Origin of the sequence: Citreimonas sp., from assembly GCF_042096055.1 — a bacterium.
Taxonomy (GTDB): Bacteria; Pseudomonadota; Alphaproteobacteria; order Rhodobacterales; family Rhodobacteraceae; genus Citreimonas.
Genome location: NZ_JBELMH010000080.1, coordinates 1 through 13,654 on the forward strand (window position 1 = coordinate 1; position 13,654 = coordinate 13,654).

The 13,654-nt window shown below is 70.2% G+C and carries 15 protein-coding genes; 8 read left to right on the plus strand and 7 right to left on the minus strand.

The features are described 5' to 3' along the window. Both ACFDTC_RS14815 and ACFDTC_RS14820 read right to left on the minus strand, forming a co-directional pair. On the minus strand, window positions 1-664 hold a 664-nt coding region (locus tag ACFDTC_RS14815), incomplete at its 3' end, for an ABC transporter transmembrane domain-containing protein (protein WP_375259661.1). Beyond that, window positions 661-1,431 (minus strand): tyrosine-protein phosphatase, encoded by a 771-nt coding sequence (locus tag ACFDTC_RS14820; RefSeq protein ID WP_375259662.1) that lies wholly within the window; start codon window positions 1,429-1,431, stop codon window positions 661-663. The genes ACFDTC_RS14815 and ACFDTC_RS14820, both read right to left, overlap by 4 nt. Before the next feature lie 178 nt (window positions 1,432-1,609). On the opposite strand from ACFDTC_RS14820, the gene ACFDTC_RS14825 reads away from it, so the two are divergent. Next, window positions 1,610-2,812: a pyridoxal-phosphate-dependent aminotransferase family protein gene (locus ACFDTC_RS14825; protein ID WP_375259663.1), complete on the plus strand. Its 1,203-nt coding sequence runs from the start codon at window positions 1,610-1,612 to the stop codon at window positions 2,810-2,812. Between the two features lie 26 nt (window positions 2,813-2,838). Here the strand turns inward: ACFDTC_RS14825 and ACFDTC_RS14830 are convergent, their stop codons facing one another. The 3 genes from ACFDTC_RS14830 to ACFDTC_RS14840 all read right to left on the minus strand — a co-directional run bounded on the left by ACFDTC_RS14830 (window position 2,839) and on the right by ACFDTC_RS14840 (window position 5,008). Beyond that, entirely contained in the window at window positions 2,839-3,078 is a 240-nt protein-coding gene (locus ACFDTC_RS14830) for a DUF6498-containing protein (protein ID WP_375259664.1), read from the minus strand. Window positions 3,079-3,215: 137 nt separating this feature from the next. Continuing rightward, the gene (locus tag ACFDTC_RS14835) at window positions 3,216-4,334 is read right to left on the minus strand and encodes a pyridoxal phosphate-dependent aminotransferase (protein WP_375259665.1); all 1,119 of its coding nucleotides are present in this window, start codon (window positions 4,332-4,334) and stop codon (window positions 3,216-3,218) included. Window positions 4,335-4,372: 38 nt separating this feature from the next. Continuing rightward, window positions 4,373-5,008 (minus strand): NAD(P)-dependent oxidoreductase, encoded by a 636-nt coding sequence (locus ACFDTC_RS14840; protein WP_375259666.1) that lies wholly within the window; start codon window positions 5,006-5,008, stop codon window positions 4,373-4,375. 87 nt (window positions 5,009-5,095) lie between these two features. Between ACFDTC_RS14840 and ACFDTC_RS14845 the strand changes: the two genes are divergently transcribed. Then, the gene (locus tag ACFDTC_RS14845; RefSeq protein WP_375259667.1) at window positions 5,096-6,415 is read left to right on the plus strand and encodes a lipoprotein-releasing ABC transporter permease subunit; all 1,320 of its coding nucleotides are present in this window, start codon (window positions 5,096-5,098) and stop codon (window positions 6,413-6,415) included. Then, window positions 6,408-7,094, plus strand: coding sequence for an ABC transporter ATP-binding protein (locus ACFDTC_RS14850; protein WP_375259668.1), 687 nt, complete (start codon window positions 6,408-6,410; stop codon window positions 7,092-7,094). Before ACFDTC_RS14845 ends, ACFDTC_RS14850 begins: the two co-directional genes overlap by 8 nt. Before the next feature lie 20 nt (window positions 7,095-7,114). On the opposite strand, the gene ACFDTC_RS14855 is transcribed toward ACFDTC_RS14850, so the two are convergent. Further along, the gene (locus ACFDTC_RS14855; RefSeq protein ID WP_375259669.1) at window positions 7,115-7,600 is read right to left on the minus strand and encodes a hypothetical protein; all 486 of its coding nucleotides are present in this window, start codon (window positions 7,598-7,600) and stop codon (window positions 7,115-7,117) included. A 264-nt stretch (window positions 7,601-7,864) separates the two neighbouring features. Between ACFDTC_RS14855 and ACFDTC_RS14860 the strand changes: the two genes are divergently transcribed. Continuing rightward, window positions 7,865-8,272 (plus strand): c-type cytochrome, encoded by a 408-nt coding sequence (locus ACFDTC_RS14860; RefSeq protein WP_375259670.1) that lies wholly within the window; start codon window positions 7,865-7,867, stop codon window positions 8,270-8,272. An 8-nt stretch (window positions 8,273-8,280) separates the two neighbouring features. Here ACFDTC_RS14860 and ACFDTC_RS14865 read toward each other — a convergent pair whose 3' ends face one another. After that, on the minus strand, window positions 8,281-8,868 hold the full coding sequence (locus tag ACFDTC_RS14865; RefSeq protein ID WP_375259671.1) for a TetR/AcrR family transcriptional regulator: 588 nt from the start codon (window positions 8,866-8,868) through the stop codon (window positions 8,281-8,283). A 78-nt stretch (window positions 8,869-8,946) separates the two neighbouring features. Between ACFDTC_RS14865 and ACFDTC_RS14870 the strand changes: the two genes are divergently transcribed. The 4 genes from ACFDTC_RS14870 to recJ all read left to right on the plus strand — a co-directional run bounded on the left by ACFDTC_RS14870 (window position 8,947) and on the right by recJ (window position 13,481). After that, complete coding sequence (locus ACFDTC_RS14870) at window positions 8,947-9,249, plus strand: hypothetical protein (RefSeq protein ID WP_375259672.1); 303 nt, start codon at window positions 8,947-8,949, stop codon at window positions 9,247-9,249. A 100-nt stretch (window positions 9,250-9,349) separates the two neighbouring features. Next, window positions 9,350-10,639 carry a homoserine dehydrogenase gene (locus ACFDTC_RS14875; protein WP_375259673.1) on the plus strand — a complete coding sequence of 430 codons (1,290 nt, stop codon included), beginning with the start codon at window positions 9,350-9,352 and terminating at the stop codon, window positions 10,637-10,639. Window positions 10,640-10,743: 104 nt separating this feature from the next. Next, entirely contained in the window at window positions 10,744-11,712 is a 969-nt protein-coding gene (gene glpX, locus ACFDTC_RS14880) for a class II fructose-bisphosphatase (protein WP_375259674.1), read from the plus strand. Between the two features lie 26 nt (window positions 11,713-11,738). Then, on the plus strand, window positions 11,739-13,481 hold the full coding sequence (recJ, locus tag ACFDTC_RS14885; protein WP_375259675.1) for a single-stranded-DNA-specific exonuclease RecJ: 1,743 nt from the start codon (window positions 11,739-11,741) through the stop codon (window positions 13,479-13,481). The last annotated feature ends 173 nt before the right edge of the window (window positions 13,482-13,654 follow it).

The window sequence follows — 13,654 nt, forward strand, 5'->3', positions numbered from 1 at the left end:
GTTCCAGCGCGTTCAGCTTGACCGGCACGATGCCGAGGAAGACTTCGTTCAGGCGGGTCGACAGGCGCGCGGCGATGTCGCGCGCCTCGCGGGCGTTGCCGCGCACGAAGCGCTGCAGGACCATCGCCGGGACGACCAGCAGCGGCACGCCCACCAGCGCGACAAGCGTCCAGCGCCAGTCGATCGCCAGGGCCACGCCGAACAGCGAGACCAGCGCGATCACGTCGCGCCCGGCGCCGGTGATCAGCGTCGACCAGACCTTGCCGATCGCGCTCACGTCGCCCTCGACCCGCTGGATCAGCGCGCCGGGACCCTGTTCCTGGTGAAAGGACGGGTCCAGCCGCATGAAATGCTCGAGCATGTGCTGACGCAGGTCGCCCATCGACATCTCGGAGACGCGCTTCAGCAGCACCTTCTGAACGACGCCCGAGATCGCGCGCATGGTGAAGATCGCCATAACGGCCGCGCCGACCCAGACCAGCGCATCCGCGTTGCCGCCGACGAAGACGTCGTCGAACATCGGCTTCATCATGTAGCTGAGCAGGCCCGCGGTCGAACCCTCGATGACCATGAACACCAGGGCCACCGACATGATCGGCCAGTAGCGGCGCAGGTAGCCGCGCCAGAGCCACAGGAACAGCTGCTGCGGCGGCCGCTTGGTCACGTGCGGTCCCGTTGCCGCGGATCGGCCGCGTCCTCGACCTGCGCGGCCGAGGCTGCGGCGTCCATCAGGACCCGCGCGGTCGCCGCCGGAGGCCTGCGCGCGTCGTAACCCTGCTGGATCGTGCGGCTCGTGTACTCGCTCCGGATCCAGTCCTCGAACGAGATGTCAGAATGCGTCTGCCGCGCCGCGTAGGTGTCGAGGATGTAGCCCTGCACCCCGGTCTTGGTGAACTCCAGGTGGATGTATTTCAGCCCCAGCTGCTTGCGCGCTTCGGCGACGGGCACGCCCTCGAACACCATCTGGTACATCGCCGCGACGAAACCGGCGCGGTCCGCGCCCGACTTGCAGTGAAAGACCATCGGCTTCTCGGCCGCGCGCAGGGCGTCGATCACCGCGACGATCCGCTTGCGCGGGGCAGCCGTGCGCGCCCACAGCTTGGCGTCGACCAGCGTCAGCCCGAGCGCCTCGCAGGCTTCCTTCTCGAAGAGGTAATGCGCGTAGGTGTCCTCGCCGCGCAGGTTCACGACCGTCTTGATGCCCATCGCCTTGTAGCGGGCGAACCGTGCGGCCGTGGGCTGGTTCGAGCGCCAGACGCCCGGAGCCACCGGCCAGAAGTTGGTCCAGAACATCCGCAGGAAGGCGTGGTCGAAAACGTGGTAGTGCAGTTGCGCCCAGCGGCGCGCGGCCGGGGTCGAGATGTCGCGGCCCCAGGAACGGCGAAAGCGCCGCTCGGCCGTGTCCAGCCGTGTCCAGAGTTTCGCCAGCATGCGCATGGCCCTTCCCAGTCCGCGGGCGCGGCCCCCGCGGGTCCCGCATCAGGGGCGCATGTACGCGCTGCGTGCCCCTTAGGCAAGCGCGGGCCGGCGATTGACGCTGCGCGCCGCGCCGCTATCGTGGCCGCGATTTCGAACGCACCGCCCTGGTCCCCCACCCCGGAGAGAACAAATGAGCCTGGCCAATGGCCGTCCCTACCTGGCCATTCCCGGCCCGTCCGTCATGCCCGACGCGGTGTTGCGCGCGATGCACCGCGCCTCGCCCAACATCTACGAGGGCGAGCTGATCGGGATGATGCCCGGCCTGACCGCCGATCTGAAATACGTCGCCCGCACCGACGGCAACGTCGCGATCTACATCGCCAACGGCCACGGCGCGTGGGAGGCGGCGCTGGCCAACACCGTGCAGCCCGGCGACAAGGTGCTGATCCCCGCCACCGGCCGCTTCGGTCACGGCTGGGGCGAGATGGCCGAGGCGATGGGCATCGAGGTCAACATCCTGGACCACGGCCGCCAGTCGCCGATCGACCCCGAGCGCGTGCGCGCCGCGCTGGCCGCCGACACGGGCCAGCGCATCAAGGCGGTGCTGGCGGTGCACGTCGACACCTCGAGCTCGGTCCGCTCGGACATCGCGGCGTTGCGCGCCGTGCTGGACGATCTGGGCCACCCGGCGCTGCTGATGGCCGATTGCATCGCCAGCCTCGCCTGCGACCGGTTCGAGATGGACGAATGGGGCGCCGACGTGATGGTCACCGGCTCGCAGAAGGGCCTGATGGTGCCGCCGGGGCTGGGCTTCGTCTTCTTCAACGACCGGGCGGATGCGGCGCGTCGGGCGATGCCGCGCGTGTCGCGCTACTGGGACTGGAGCCCGCGCGCCGAGCCCGAGATGTTCTACCAATATTTCGGCGGCACCGCGCCCACGCACCACATCTACGGGTTGCGCGCCTCGCTCGACATGATCCGCGCCGAGGGGATCGAGGCGATCTGGGCCCGCCACGCCGCGCTGGCCCGCGCGATCTGGGCGGCGGCGGAATGCTGGGGGCAGGGCGGGCCGCTGACGCTCAACATCGCGGACAGGACGCATCGCAGCCATGCCGTGACCGCGCTGCGGCTGGGCGCGCCGCTGGGGGCGCGGCTGCGCGAATGGACGGCGCGCGAATGCGGCGTGACGCTGGGCATCGGACTGGGGATGAGCGAGCCGGACGACCCGAAAGGCACCGGCTTCTTCCGCTTCGGGCATATGGGCCACGTGAACGCCCACATGGTGCTGGGCCTGCTGGGCGTGGTCGAGGCCGGGTTGAAGGCGCTGGACATTCCGCACCAGGCCGGCGGCGTCGCGGCGGCGGCCGAGGCGCTGGTCGCGCCCGCACCGTAAGGCCGGATCGGTAACGCCGGTGGAGCCTAGCGGCCGCCGTCCTGCAGATTGGCACCGGCAGCGCGCGGCGCGTCGGCGAGCATGCGGCGCGCGCGCACGACGCCCGCGCGGGTGATCACGTGGTTCAGCGCGACCGCCAGAACGAGCACCGGGAACAGGCCCCAGTGCGTCCAGATCACGCCGAAGATCCACAGAAGGTTCATCAGGATGAGGAACAGGTTGGCGTTGGTGTAATCCTCGACCCGTTTGGGATGCCCGTCGTTCATGTCTCGCTCCGTCCAGGCGGGCACGCGCGCCCGTTCAGGGGGTAACCGGGGCATCATAGCCCGGTTCCGCACCCTCGCGCGGTCACAATTGCCGAAACGGGCTGACATTCGGTTAATGCACGCAAACCGCGTGCATTTCAGCCGCCGATCTTGTCCCGCGCCGCATGGAGCGCTTCGGGCAGAACCTCGGCCAGCACGTCCAGATCCTCGGGCTTGCCGGCCGTCACGCGGATGCAGCGGTCGAGCGGGGCGACGCCGGGCATCCGGACGAAGACGCCGCGCGCGATCAGCGCGTCCAGCACCGCGCGCGCGTAGTCGCCGTCGCGGCCGCAATCGACGGCGACGAAGTTCGTGGCCGAGGGCAGGGGGCGCAGCCCGTTGTCCTGCGCGATCGCGCCTATGCGGTCGCGCGCCTCGGCCGTCAGGCGCACCACCTCGCGCAGCCAGACCGCATCCTCGAGCGCGGCCAGCACGCCCACCTGCGACACGCGGCTCATGGCAAAATGGTTACGCACCTTGTCGAACGCCTTGATGAAGCGCTGCTCGCCCACAGCATAGCCCACGCGCGCGCCGGCCATGCCGTAGCCCTTCGAGAACGTGCGGAAGCGGATCACGCGCGGGTCCTGCGGGTCGATCCGCGGCGCGGTGCCCTCGGGGGCGAATTCTATATACGCCTCGTCCAGCGCCAAAATGCAGCCGTCGGGCAGGGCCTCCAAGGCCGATTCGATCCGGCTGCCGGGATGCCACGAACCCATCGGGTTGTCGGGGTTCGACAGGTAGACCAGCTTGGCGTCGACCTCGGCCGCGCGGGCGAACAGCGCGTCGATGTCCTCGGCGTCGTCGCGGAAGGGCACCTTGTGCAGCGTCCCGCCGAAGCCGTTCACGTGGTAGTTGAACGTCGGGTAGGCGCCCTCCGAGGTAACAACCGCATCGCCCTCTTGCACCAGCAGGCGCACGCAATTGCCCAGCAGCCCGTCGATGCCTTCGCCCAGCACGATGTTCTCGGGCTTGCATTTCATCCGAGCGGCGAGCGCGCGCTTCAATTCGTAGCTCGACGGGTCGGCGTATTTCCAGATCTGGGCGGCCTCGTCCTGCATCGCGTCGATGGCGAAGGGCGACGGGCCGAACACGCTTTCGTTCGCGCCGAGGCGTGCGCGAAAGCGCTGGCCCATGGCGCGCTCCTGCACCTCGGGGCCGACGAAGGGCACGGTCTCAGGCAGGCGGGCGATCAGGTCGGGGTAACGCGGTCCGGTCATGGCGCAGGCTTAGCGCACCCCGCGCCGCGATGAAAGCGTCAGCGCGCCAGCACCGGAGACGTGCGAACCGTCGCGTCATCGTCCAGCGCGCGGATTACGAAATCGGCCACGTCGGCGCGGCTGATCACGCCCATGCGCCAGGTTTCGGGCCGCACCAGCACCTTGTACCGCCCGCTGCGCGGATTCGAGGTCAGGATCGTCGGGCGCACCAGCGTCCAGCGCAGGGACGAGCGTTTCACGATGTCCTCCTGCCGGGTCTTGTCGCCGTAGACCTTCGAGAAGACGACGCTGTGGCCGATCCTCTCGAGCGAGCTCAGCGCCTGCCACGAGTCGCCCGTGCCGATGCCGGTCACGCAGATCAGCCGGTCCGGGCCGTGCGCCTCCATCAGCGGGACCAGCGCCGCCGTCGCGTCCGAGAACAGCGTGATCTCGCGCCAGGTCATCGACAGGTCGGCCTTGATGCCCAGCGCCTGCACCACCGCGTCGACGCCCTTCAGCGCCGGGGCGAGATCGGCGGCCTTGGTTGCGTCGCCGGGCCAGGGCTCCAGCCCCGGCAGGGGCGTCATCTCGGCGGCGCTGCGTGCGAAGGCGCGCACCTCGTGGCCGTCTTCAAGCGCGGTCTGCACAGAGGCCCGCCCGATGCCGCGGCTCGCGCCGATCACCAGAACCTTCATCGTCCGATCCTTCCTTGTCCGCGGGGCATGCTTGACCCCGTTCCGGGCGCGGGGCAGGGTCGCGCCGATCTTGACTCCGAGGCCCGCATGACCGGATCGCCACCCCCCTTCGCCCCCTACGAATGGATGATAGCCTGGCGCTACCTGCGTGCCAGGCGGGCCGAGGGCGGCGTGTCGGTGATGACCTGGATCAGCCTCGTTGGCATCACGCTGGCCGTGTTCGCGTTGATCGCAACGCTGGCCGTCCGGTCCGGGTTCCGGACCGAGTTCGTCGACACCATCGTCGGCGCCAACGCCCATGTCACCGTCTTCCACACGCAGCGGGTGAACGAGGCGGGCCAGACCGTGCGGTCGATCCCCGATTACGAACCGATGGCCGAGCGCGTGCGCGAGGTGCCGGGCGTCACCCGCGTCACCCCGCTGGTGAAGGGCCAGGTCCTGGCCACCGCCAACAGCCGCAACTCGGGCGTCGAGGTCTTTGGTATCGCACCTGCGGCGCTGGCCGAGATCCCGCGCATCGCCGATCCGGAAACCGCGCGCGGCGACCTGCAGGCCTTCGGCCAGCCGGCGCAGACCGACGACGCGGCGCAGACCATCGGCATCGCGCTGGGCAGCGGCGTGGCGCGCGAGCTGGGTGTCGAGGTCGGCGACAGCGTGCGGCTGATCTCGCCCGACGGGGTGCGCACCGCCTTCGGCGTCAGCCCGCGGGTCAAGGCCTACGACGTGGTCTACATCTTCAGCGCCGGGCGCTACGACATCGACCGCACCCGCGCCTACATGCCCTTCGATGAGGCGCAGCTGTACTTCAACCGCGAGGGCGTCGCCGACGAGATCGAGGTCACCGTCGAGGATCCCGAGGCCGTCGACCGCTACGCCCCCGCCATCGCGGATGCCGCGGGGCAGAACGCATTCACCTGGACCTGGCAGGATTCGTCGGGTGGTTTCCTGCGCGCGCTCGAGATCGAGGACAACGTGATGTTCGTGATCCTGTCGGTGCTGGTGCTGATCGCGGCGATGAACATCGTCTCGGGGCTGATCATGCTGGTCAAGAACAAGGGCCGCGACATCGGCATCCTGCGCACCATGGGCCTGACCGAAGGTGCGGTGCTGCGGGTGTTCTTCATCTGCGGCTCGTTCACCGGGATCATCGGCACCGCCGCGGGCGTCGTGCTGGGCTGTCTCTTCGCCATCTACATCGACCCGATCTTCGCCACGGTGAACTGGCTGTCGGGCGGTGGCGTCTGGGACCCGGCGATCCGCGGCATCTACGCGCTTCCGGCCGAGCTTCAGCTGGGCGACGTGCTGTCTGCCGTGGCGCTGTCGCTGGGGCTGTCGTTCGTGGTTACGATCTTCCCCGCTCGCCGTGCCGCGCGGCTCAACCCCGTCGAGGCGCTGCGCTATGAGTGATCCCGTCCTGCGCCTGACCGGCATCGAGAAGGTCTACAACCCGGGCGCCCCGAACGAGGTGCACGTTCTGCGCGGCGCCGACCTGTCGCTGGTGCCCGGAGAGGTGGTGGCGATGGTGGCGCCCTCGGGTGCTGGCAAGTCGACGCTGCTGCACATCGCAGGGCTTCTGGACAAGCCCGATGCCGGCCGGGTCGAGATCGGCGGCGAGGACGTGGGCGCGCTGCCCGACAGGCGCCGCACCGCGATCCGCCGCGGCGCGCTGGGCTTCGTCTACCAGTTCCACCACCTGCTGCCCGAGTTCAGCGCGCTGGAAAACGTCACCCTGCCGCAGCTGGCCAACGGCACGCCGCGGCGACAGGCCGAGGAACGCGCGATGGGCTTGCTCGGCTCGGTCGGCGTGGCCGAGCGTGCGCATCACCGCCCCGCCGCGCTGTCGGGGGGCGAGCAGCAGCGCGTCGCCTTCTGTCGCGCCATGGCCAACGCGCCGCGCGTCCTGCTGGCGGACGAGCCCACCGGCAACCTCGACCCCGAGACGTCGGACCGGGTGTTCGACGCGCTGATGCGGCTGGTGCGCGACACGGGCCTTTCGGCGCTGATCGCCACGCACAACCTCGAACTGGCCGCGCGCATGGATCGCCGGGTCCGCATGGAGTCGGGCCGTCTGGTCGCCATCGACTGACGCCTGCAGGCGCCCTTCGCCTATTGCCAAAGACGCATGGGTACCGGGCCGCGGGCGCCGCCGTGCGCGGTGCTGCGCAGTTCGGCCAGGCAGGCCAGCCCGATCTCGTCGGCGATGGCGCGGGCGCAGGCGACGAAGCCCTCGTCGTCTGAAGGCTCGGGCAACTCGCGCCAGTCGACACCGTGCATCGGGCGCTGCGCCGCGCGGCGGCGCGCCAGCTCGGTGCCCGCGAAGGCGAAGACCGGGACGGCGATCAGTTCGCGCCGCGCGGTGACGCATTCCCAAAGTCGGGTCCGCGCCCAGTCGTCGAACGGGTCGGCCAGCATCACCGCGTCTGGGATCGCGCTGGGCCGGCAGCGCAGCAAGGCGCCGCCCGCATCCACGATGCAGCGGAACCGCCACAACCGGATGTCCGGTAACTCGTCGGCGAGCGTCTCGCTGATCGCGGCACATCTCGCCTGGTCCCGTCCCACGAGGAACAGGTTGGTTTGTCTGGTTTTGTTCACTGCTCGAGCGCCTTCTTTGCGCCTTGGTTTTATGGCCCCAGTGATGCACCCGAACCCGATAACAAACCATTAAGCGGCGCCCGTCGATCTGCGCTGCGCCGCGGCATCCCCGCGGGGGCGGCACGATCCCGCGCGTGGGCGGCCGGACCATTGGCGGGCTGCAACAAGTCGCCGCCGGACCACCGCCCGACCGATGAAACGTCTTGCGCGGGCCGCGAGACCGCGCCACCACGGAGGGGCGAAAGACTTGGAAAGGACCGGACCATGCGCGCGACCTGGATCATCATCGGCGCGGTTTTCGCGCTGGGCGCCTGCACCGAAGAGGAAATGCCCGGACCGCAGGACGGCCGCGCACTCTACATGCAGAACTGCGCCGCGTGCCACGGGGCCGACGCCACCGGCAACGGCCCGGCGGCCGCGGGCCTAGACCCCAGACCGGCAGACCTGACGCAGATCGCCGCGCGCAACGGCGGCACCATGCCGCGCGCAGAGGTCATGTCGATGATCGACGGCTATGCCCGGGGCACGGTGCCGCACGGCATGCCGGCCTTCGGCGAACTGCTCGAGGGCGATCTCGTGCCCTTCGATTCGGGCGACGGCCGGCAGACACCCACGCCGCGCAAGCTGGTGGCGCTGCTGGAATACCTCGAATCGGTGCAGGCGACCGAATAGCCGCCGCCTCAGGCGGCGACCGCCCGCCGCGCCATGTCCCAGTAGACGCCGGCGACCTCGTCCGCCGACAGCCGCCCACCGGGGCGGTACCACGTGGTCACCCCGGTCAGCATCGCGATCAGCCCCAGCGTCGCGATCTTGGTGTCTGCCATGTCGAACACGCCCTCGGCACGGCCGGCGCGCAGGATGTCCTCGAGCGCGTCCTCGTAGGTGCGGCGCAGCCCCTCGATCACCTGGAAATGCGCGGGCTCGAGGTTGCGCAGCTCCATGTACGAGATGAACACCGCGTCGGGCCGGTTCAGGTGGAACGCGATGTGGAAGCGCACGAACCGCTCCAGCCGGGCCAGCGCGGGGCCCGTCCGCTGCGCGGCGTCCAGCGCGCCCAGCAGGTCGGTCATGTGCCCTTCGAGTAGCGAGAACAGCAGCGACTGCTTGTCCGGCGTGTAGTTGTAGAGCGCGCCGGCCTGCACGCCGACCTCGGCCGCGATGCGCCGCATCGACACGGCGGCGTAGCCGTGGCGCGCGAACAGCTTCAGCGCGGCCTCGCGCACCCGCGGGCCGGTGATGTCCGAGTGGCTGCCCTGCGTCCTTGCCATGGCGTCAGGATAACTGAACGATCGTTCAGATCAAGCGCGCCGCTTGCCGTGGCGCCGCCCTTGCGGCACAACCGCATGATGACGCGCGCCGCCCTCCTGCTGCTCTGCCTGACGCTGTGGTCCTGCACCCAGTTCCCCGAGCTCGACGCCGCGCAGGACCCCGCTGTCGCCCGCGCGCCCTACCCGGAATTCCTGCCGATCGAGGTGCTGACTGCCGATGTGCCCGCCCGGATCGAGCACGGCGAGGCGGCGGCGATCGAGGCGCGGGCCGAGCGCCTTCAGGACCGAGTCTCGGGTGCCGGTCCCGTCACAGGCACCGAGGTCGACGCGGAAAGGCTGGCCCGTTTGCGCGAACGGGCCGAGGCGCTGCGCAACCGCTGAGGCGCCACCGCCGGTCCCGCACCGGGCGCGAGGCGTTGCACCTTGCCGCACTTGGGGATAACGGAAAGCGCGTCCACCCCTGCCGAAGGAGCCCCGCCCCATGTCCAACCCTCCCCTGCGTCTCGGCATCGCCGGGCTCGGCACGGTCGGCGCCGGCGTCGTCAAGATCGTCCGCCAGAAGGCCGCCCTCCTGGCCGAGCGCACCGGGCGCGAGATCGTCATCTCGGCCGTCTCGGCGCGCAACCGCGACAAGGACCGCGGCGTGCCGATGGGCGACTACGCGTGGGAGGACGACCCCGTGACGCTGGCGACGCGGGACGACGTGGACATCCTCGTCGAGCTGATGGGCGGCAGCGACGGCCCCGCCAAGGCCGCGACCGAGGCGGCGATCCGCGCGGGCAAGGACGTGGTGACCGCGAACAAGGCGATGCTGGCGCATAACGGCCAGGCGCTCGCGACGCTGGCCGAGGATGCCGGCGCCGTGCTGCGGTTCGAGGCTGCCGTCGCAGGGGGCATCCCGGTGGTGAAGGCCCTGACCGAGGGGCTGGCCGGCAACGAGATCACACGCGTGATGGGCGTTATGAACGGCACCTGCAACTACATCCTGACCCGGATGGAGGATGGCGGCCTGACCTACGACGCGGCCTTCGCCGAGGCCGACGCGCTGGGCTATCTCGAGGCTGACCCGGAATTGGACGTGGGCGGCATCGACGCCGGCCACAAGCTGTCGATCCTGTCGGCGATCGCCTTCGGCTGCCAGGTCGATTTCGGCTCGGTCGAACTGGAGGGTATCGGCGCGGTCAGCATCGACGACATCCGCCAAGCCGCCGACATGGGCTACAAGATCAAGCTGCTGGGCGTGGCGCGCATGACCGGCCGCGGGCTCGAGCAGTCGATGGCGCCGTGCCTCGTGCCCGCGACCTCGCCGCTGGGGCAGCTGCAGGGCGGCACGAACATGGTGGTGATCGAGGGCGACCAGGTCGGCCAGATCGTGCTGCGCGGCGCAGGCGCGGGCGAGGGTCCGACCGCCAGCGCGGTGATCGGCGACGTCATGGACATCGCGCGCGGGTTGCGCATCTCGACCTTCGGCCAGCCCGCCGCGCGGCTGCAACAGGCACGCCCCGCCAAGGTGGCGACGCCCGCGTCCTATTACCTGCGCCTCGCGCTGCTGGACAAGCCGGGCGCGCTGGCCAAGGTCGCGACAGCGCTGGGCGACGCGGGCGTATCGATCAACCGGATGCGTCAGTACGACCACGTCACCGACACCGCGCCCGTGCTGATCGTCACGCACAAGACCACGCGCGCCGCGCTCGACGCCTCGATCGATGCGATGATGGAGACCGGCGTGGTCGCCCGCCCGCCCGTCGTGCTGCGGATCGAGGAGGTCTGAAAACCGCGCGCCGGCGCCTCCGGCGCCGGCCTTTGGCGCCACCAGCCTTGCCCTGCGCAGCCTGCGCGGGATAGACCGAACCGAACCGATTGCGAGGACGCCCCATGAGTACCCCCACCGATTTCAACGACCGCATGCTGTCCCTGGGCCTGGCCCGCGTGGCCGAACAAGCCGCAATCGCCAGCGCCGACTGGATCGGGCGGGGGGACGAGAAATCCGCCGACCAGGCCGCGGTCAACGCGATGCGCGAGCAGCTCAACAAGCTCGACATCAAGGGCACCGTCGTCATCGGCGAGGGCGAGCGTGACGAGGCGCCGATGCTCTATATCGGCGAGGAGGTGGGCAGCGGCAACGGCCCCGGCGTGGACATCGCGCTCGACCCGCTGGAAGGCACCACGCTCACTGCCAAGGACATGCCCAACGCGCTGACCGTCATCGCGATGGGGCCGCGCGGCTCGATGCTGCACGCGCCCGACGTCTACATGGAAAAGCTGGCCATCGGGCCGGGCTACCCGCAGGACGTGGTCACGCTCGACATGGCGCCGGCCGAACGCGTCGCGGCGCTGGCCAAGGCCCGCGGAGCGGCACCGCGCGACATCACGGTCTGCATCCTCGAACGTCCGCGCCACGAATCCATGATCGCGGAGGTGCGCGAGACCGGTGCCTCGATCCGGCTGATCACCGACGGCGACGTGGCCGGCGTGATGCATTGCGCCGACCCGCAGGTGACCGGCATCGACATGTACATGGGCTCGGGCGGCGCGCCAGAGGGCGTGCTGGCGGCCGCCGCGCTGAAATGCATGGGCGGGCAGATCTACGGCCGCCTGCTGTTCCGCAACGACGACGAGAAGGGCCGCGCCGCCAAGGCCGGCATCACCGATCTCGACAAGATCTACACCCGCGACGACATGGTCACCGACTACGTCATCTTCGCTGCCACCGGCGTGACCAGCGGCTCGCTGCTGCCGGGCATCAAGCGCGAGGTCGGCTGGCTGACGACGGAGACGCTGCTCATGCGCTCGAAGACCGGCTCGGTCCGCCGCATGAGCTATCGCAACCCGGTCAAGATCTGAACGGACGCACGGAAGGGCAGGACGGTTTGGGCTATCTCGGCGTCGCCAAAAGCCTGAGCGGCCGGCGCTGGGTCGGCCCCTCGGCCGAGGTCGAGCGGCAGGCCGAGGCACTGCGCCAGCGCGGCGGATACGCGCCGGGGCTGGCGATGGTGCTGTCGCGCCTCGGCGTGCTGCCCGACCTGGCCGAGACCTACCTGAACCCGCGCCTGCGCGACCTGCTGCCCGATCCGCGCAGCCTGCGCGACATGGAGACCGCCGCCGCGCGCTTCCTGCAGGCGGTGGATCGCAACGAGCGCATCGCGATCTTCGCCGATTACGACGTGGACGGCGGCGCCTCGGCGGCGCTGCTGATCGACTGGCTGCACAGAATGGGCCGGCAGGCGACGCTGTATATCCCCGACCGCATCGACGAGGGCTACGGCCCGAACGAGCCGGCCATGGCCGAGCTTGCCCGCGCGCACGACCTGATCGTCTGCGTCGATTGCGGCACGCTCTCGCACGGGCCCATCGCCGCCGCCAGGGGCGCCGACGTGGTCGTGCTCGACCACCATCTGGGCGGCGAGACGCTGCCCGAATGCGTCGCCGTGGTGAACCCCAACCGCCAGGACGAAGACGGCGCGCTCGCACACCTCTGCGCCGCGACGGTGGTCTTCCTGATGCTGGTCGAGGTCGGCCGCCAGCTGCGCGAAAGCGGCCGTTCGGGCCCCGACCTGATGACAATGCTCGACCTCGTTGCGCTGGCGACAGTGGCCGACGTGGCGCCGCTGAAGGGCGTGAACCGTGCGCTGGTCCAGCAGGGTCTGAAGGTCATGGCGCGCCGCGACCGACCCGGCCTGGTGGCGCTGAGCGATTGCGCCCGTTTGGATACCGCGCCGGCGGCCTACCACCTGGGCTACGTCCTAGGCCCACGCGTGAACGCCGGCGGCCGCGTCGGCCGCGCCGATCTGGGCGCGCGCCTGCTCGCCTGCCGCAATCCGCACGAGGCGCAGGCCATGGCGGAACGGCTGGAACAGCTCAACGCCGAGCGTCGCGAGATCGAGGGCGCGGTGCGCGCCGCCGCCCTTGCGCAGGCCGAGGAACGGGGCCTCGACGCGCCGCTCGTCTGGGCCGCGGGCGAGGGCTGGCACCCCGGCGTCGTCGGCATCGTCGCCGCGCGCCTCAAGGAGATGACCAACCGCCCCGCCATCGTGATCGGCCTGGACGGGGCCGAGGGCAAGGGCTCGGGCCGATCCGTCGCTGGCGTCGACCTGGGCGCCAGCATCCAGAAGCTTGCCGCCGAAGGTCTGCTGATAAAGGGCGGAGGGCACCGCATGGCCGCGGGCCTGACCGTGGCGCGCGACCGGATGGAAGAGGCGATGGAGCGGCTGTCCGAGCTCCTCGGCCGTCAGGGTGCGGGCGAGGGCGGCGCCGCCGATCTCCGCCTCGACGGCATGCTGATGGCCGGCGCCGCGCAGATCGACCTGGTCGAGGCGCTCGAGCGCGCCGGCCCGTTCGGCCAGGGCGCGCCGGCCCCGCGTTTCGCCTTCACCGACCTGCGCATCGCCTATGCCAAGGTGGTCGGCCAGGGCCACCTGAAGGTCACCGCCGACGACGGCACGGGCGGGCGACTCGACGCCATCTGCTTCGGCGCGATGGACGGCCCGATGGGCGCCGCGGTGATGAATCACGGCGGCGCGCGCTTCCACCTCGCCGGCAAGCTCGACATCAACGAGTGGAACGGTCGCCGCACCGTCCAGCTGTGCATCGACGACGTGGCAAAGTGCCCGTAACGCATTGAAAATCATGCGCCTATCCGGGCACAGCTTTTCGTTGGGGCAAGCGATGGAAATTCAGGATTTTTCGCTTGCAAGCCCGATGCGTATTTTCTAGAAGGCCCTCACTGACGGTTTGGCCCGTTCGTCTATCGGTTAGGACGCCAGGTTTTCAACCTGGAAAGAGGGGT

What these genes read in the sequence shown, in the direction of transcription:
- ACFDTC_RS14820 (WP_375259662.1), bottom strand. Translation starts at nt 1,431, where the DNA reads ATGCTGGCGAAACTCTGGACACGGCTGGACACGGCCGAGCGGCGCTTT.
- ACFDTC_RS14825 (WP_375259663.1), top strand. Translation starts at nt 1,610, where the DNA reads ATGAGCCTGGCCAATGGCCGTCCCTACCTGGCCATTCCCGGCCCGTCC.
- ACFDTC_RS14830 (WP_375259664.1), bottom strand. Translation starts at nt 3,078, where the DNA reads ATGAACGACGGGCATCCCAAACGGGTCGAGGATTACACCAACGCCAAC.
- ACFDTC_RS14835 (WP_375259665.1), bottom strand. Translation starts at nt 4,334, where the DNA reads ATGACCGGACCGCGTTACCCCGACCTGATCGCCCGCCTGCCTGAGACC.
- ACFDTC_RS14840 (WP_375259666.1), bottom strand. Translation starts at nt 5,008, where the DNA reads ATGAAGGTTCTGGTGATCGGCGCGAGCCGCGGCATCGGGCGGGCCTCT.
- ACFDTC_RS14845 (WP_375259667.1), top strand. Translation starts at nt 5,096, where the DNA reads ATGACCGGATCGCCACCCCCCTTCGCCCCCTACGAATGGATGATAGCC.
- ACFDTC_RS14850 (WP_375259668.1), top strand. Translation starts at nt 6,408, where the DNA reads ATGAGTGATCCCGTCCTGCGCCTGACCGGCATCGAGAAGGTCTACAAC.
- ACFDTC_RS14860 (WP_375259670.1), top strand. Translation starts at nt 7,865, where the DNA reads ATGCGCGCGACCTGGATCATCATCGGCGCGGTTTTCGCGCTGGGCGCC.
- ACFDTC_RS14865 (WP_375259671.1), bottom strand. Translation starts at nt 8,868, where the DNA reads ATGGCAAGGACGCAGGGCAGCCACTCGGACATCACCGGCCCGCGGGTG.
- ACFDTC_RS14870 (WP_375259672.1), top strand. Translation starts at nt 8,947, where the DNA reads ATGACGCGCGCCGCCCTCCTGCTGCTCTGCCTGACGCTGTGGTCCTGC.
- ACFDTC_RS14875 (WP_375259673.1), top strand. Translation starts at nt 9,350, where the DNA reads ATGTCCAACCCTCCCCTGCGTCTCGGCATCGCCGGGCTCGGCACGGTC.
- glpX (WP_375259674.1), top strand. Translation starts at nt 10,744, where the DNA reads ATGAGTACCCCCACCGATTTCAACGACCGCATGCTGTCCCTGGGCCTG.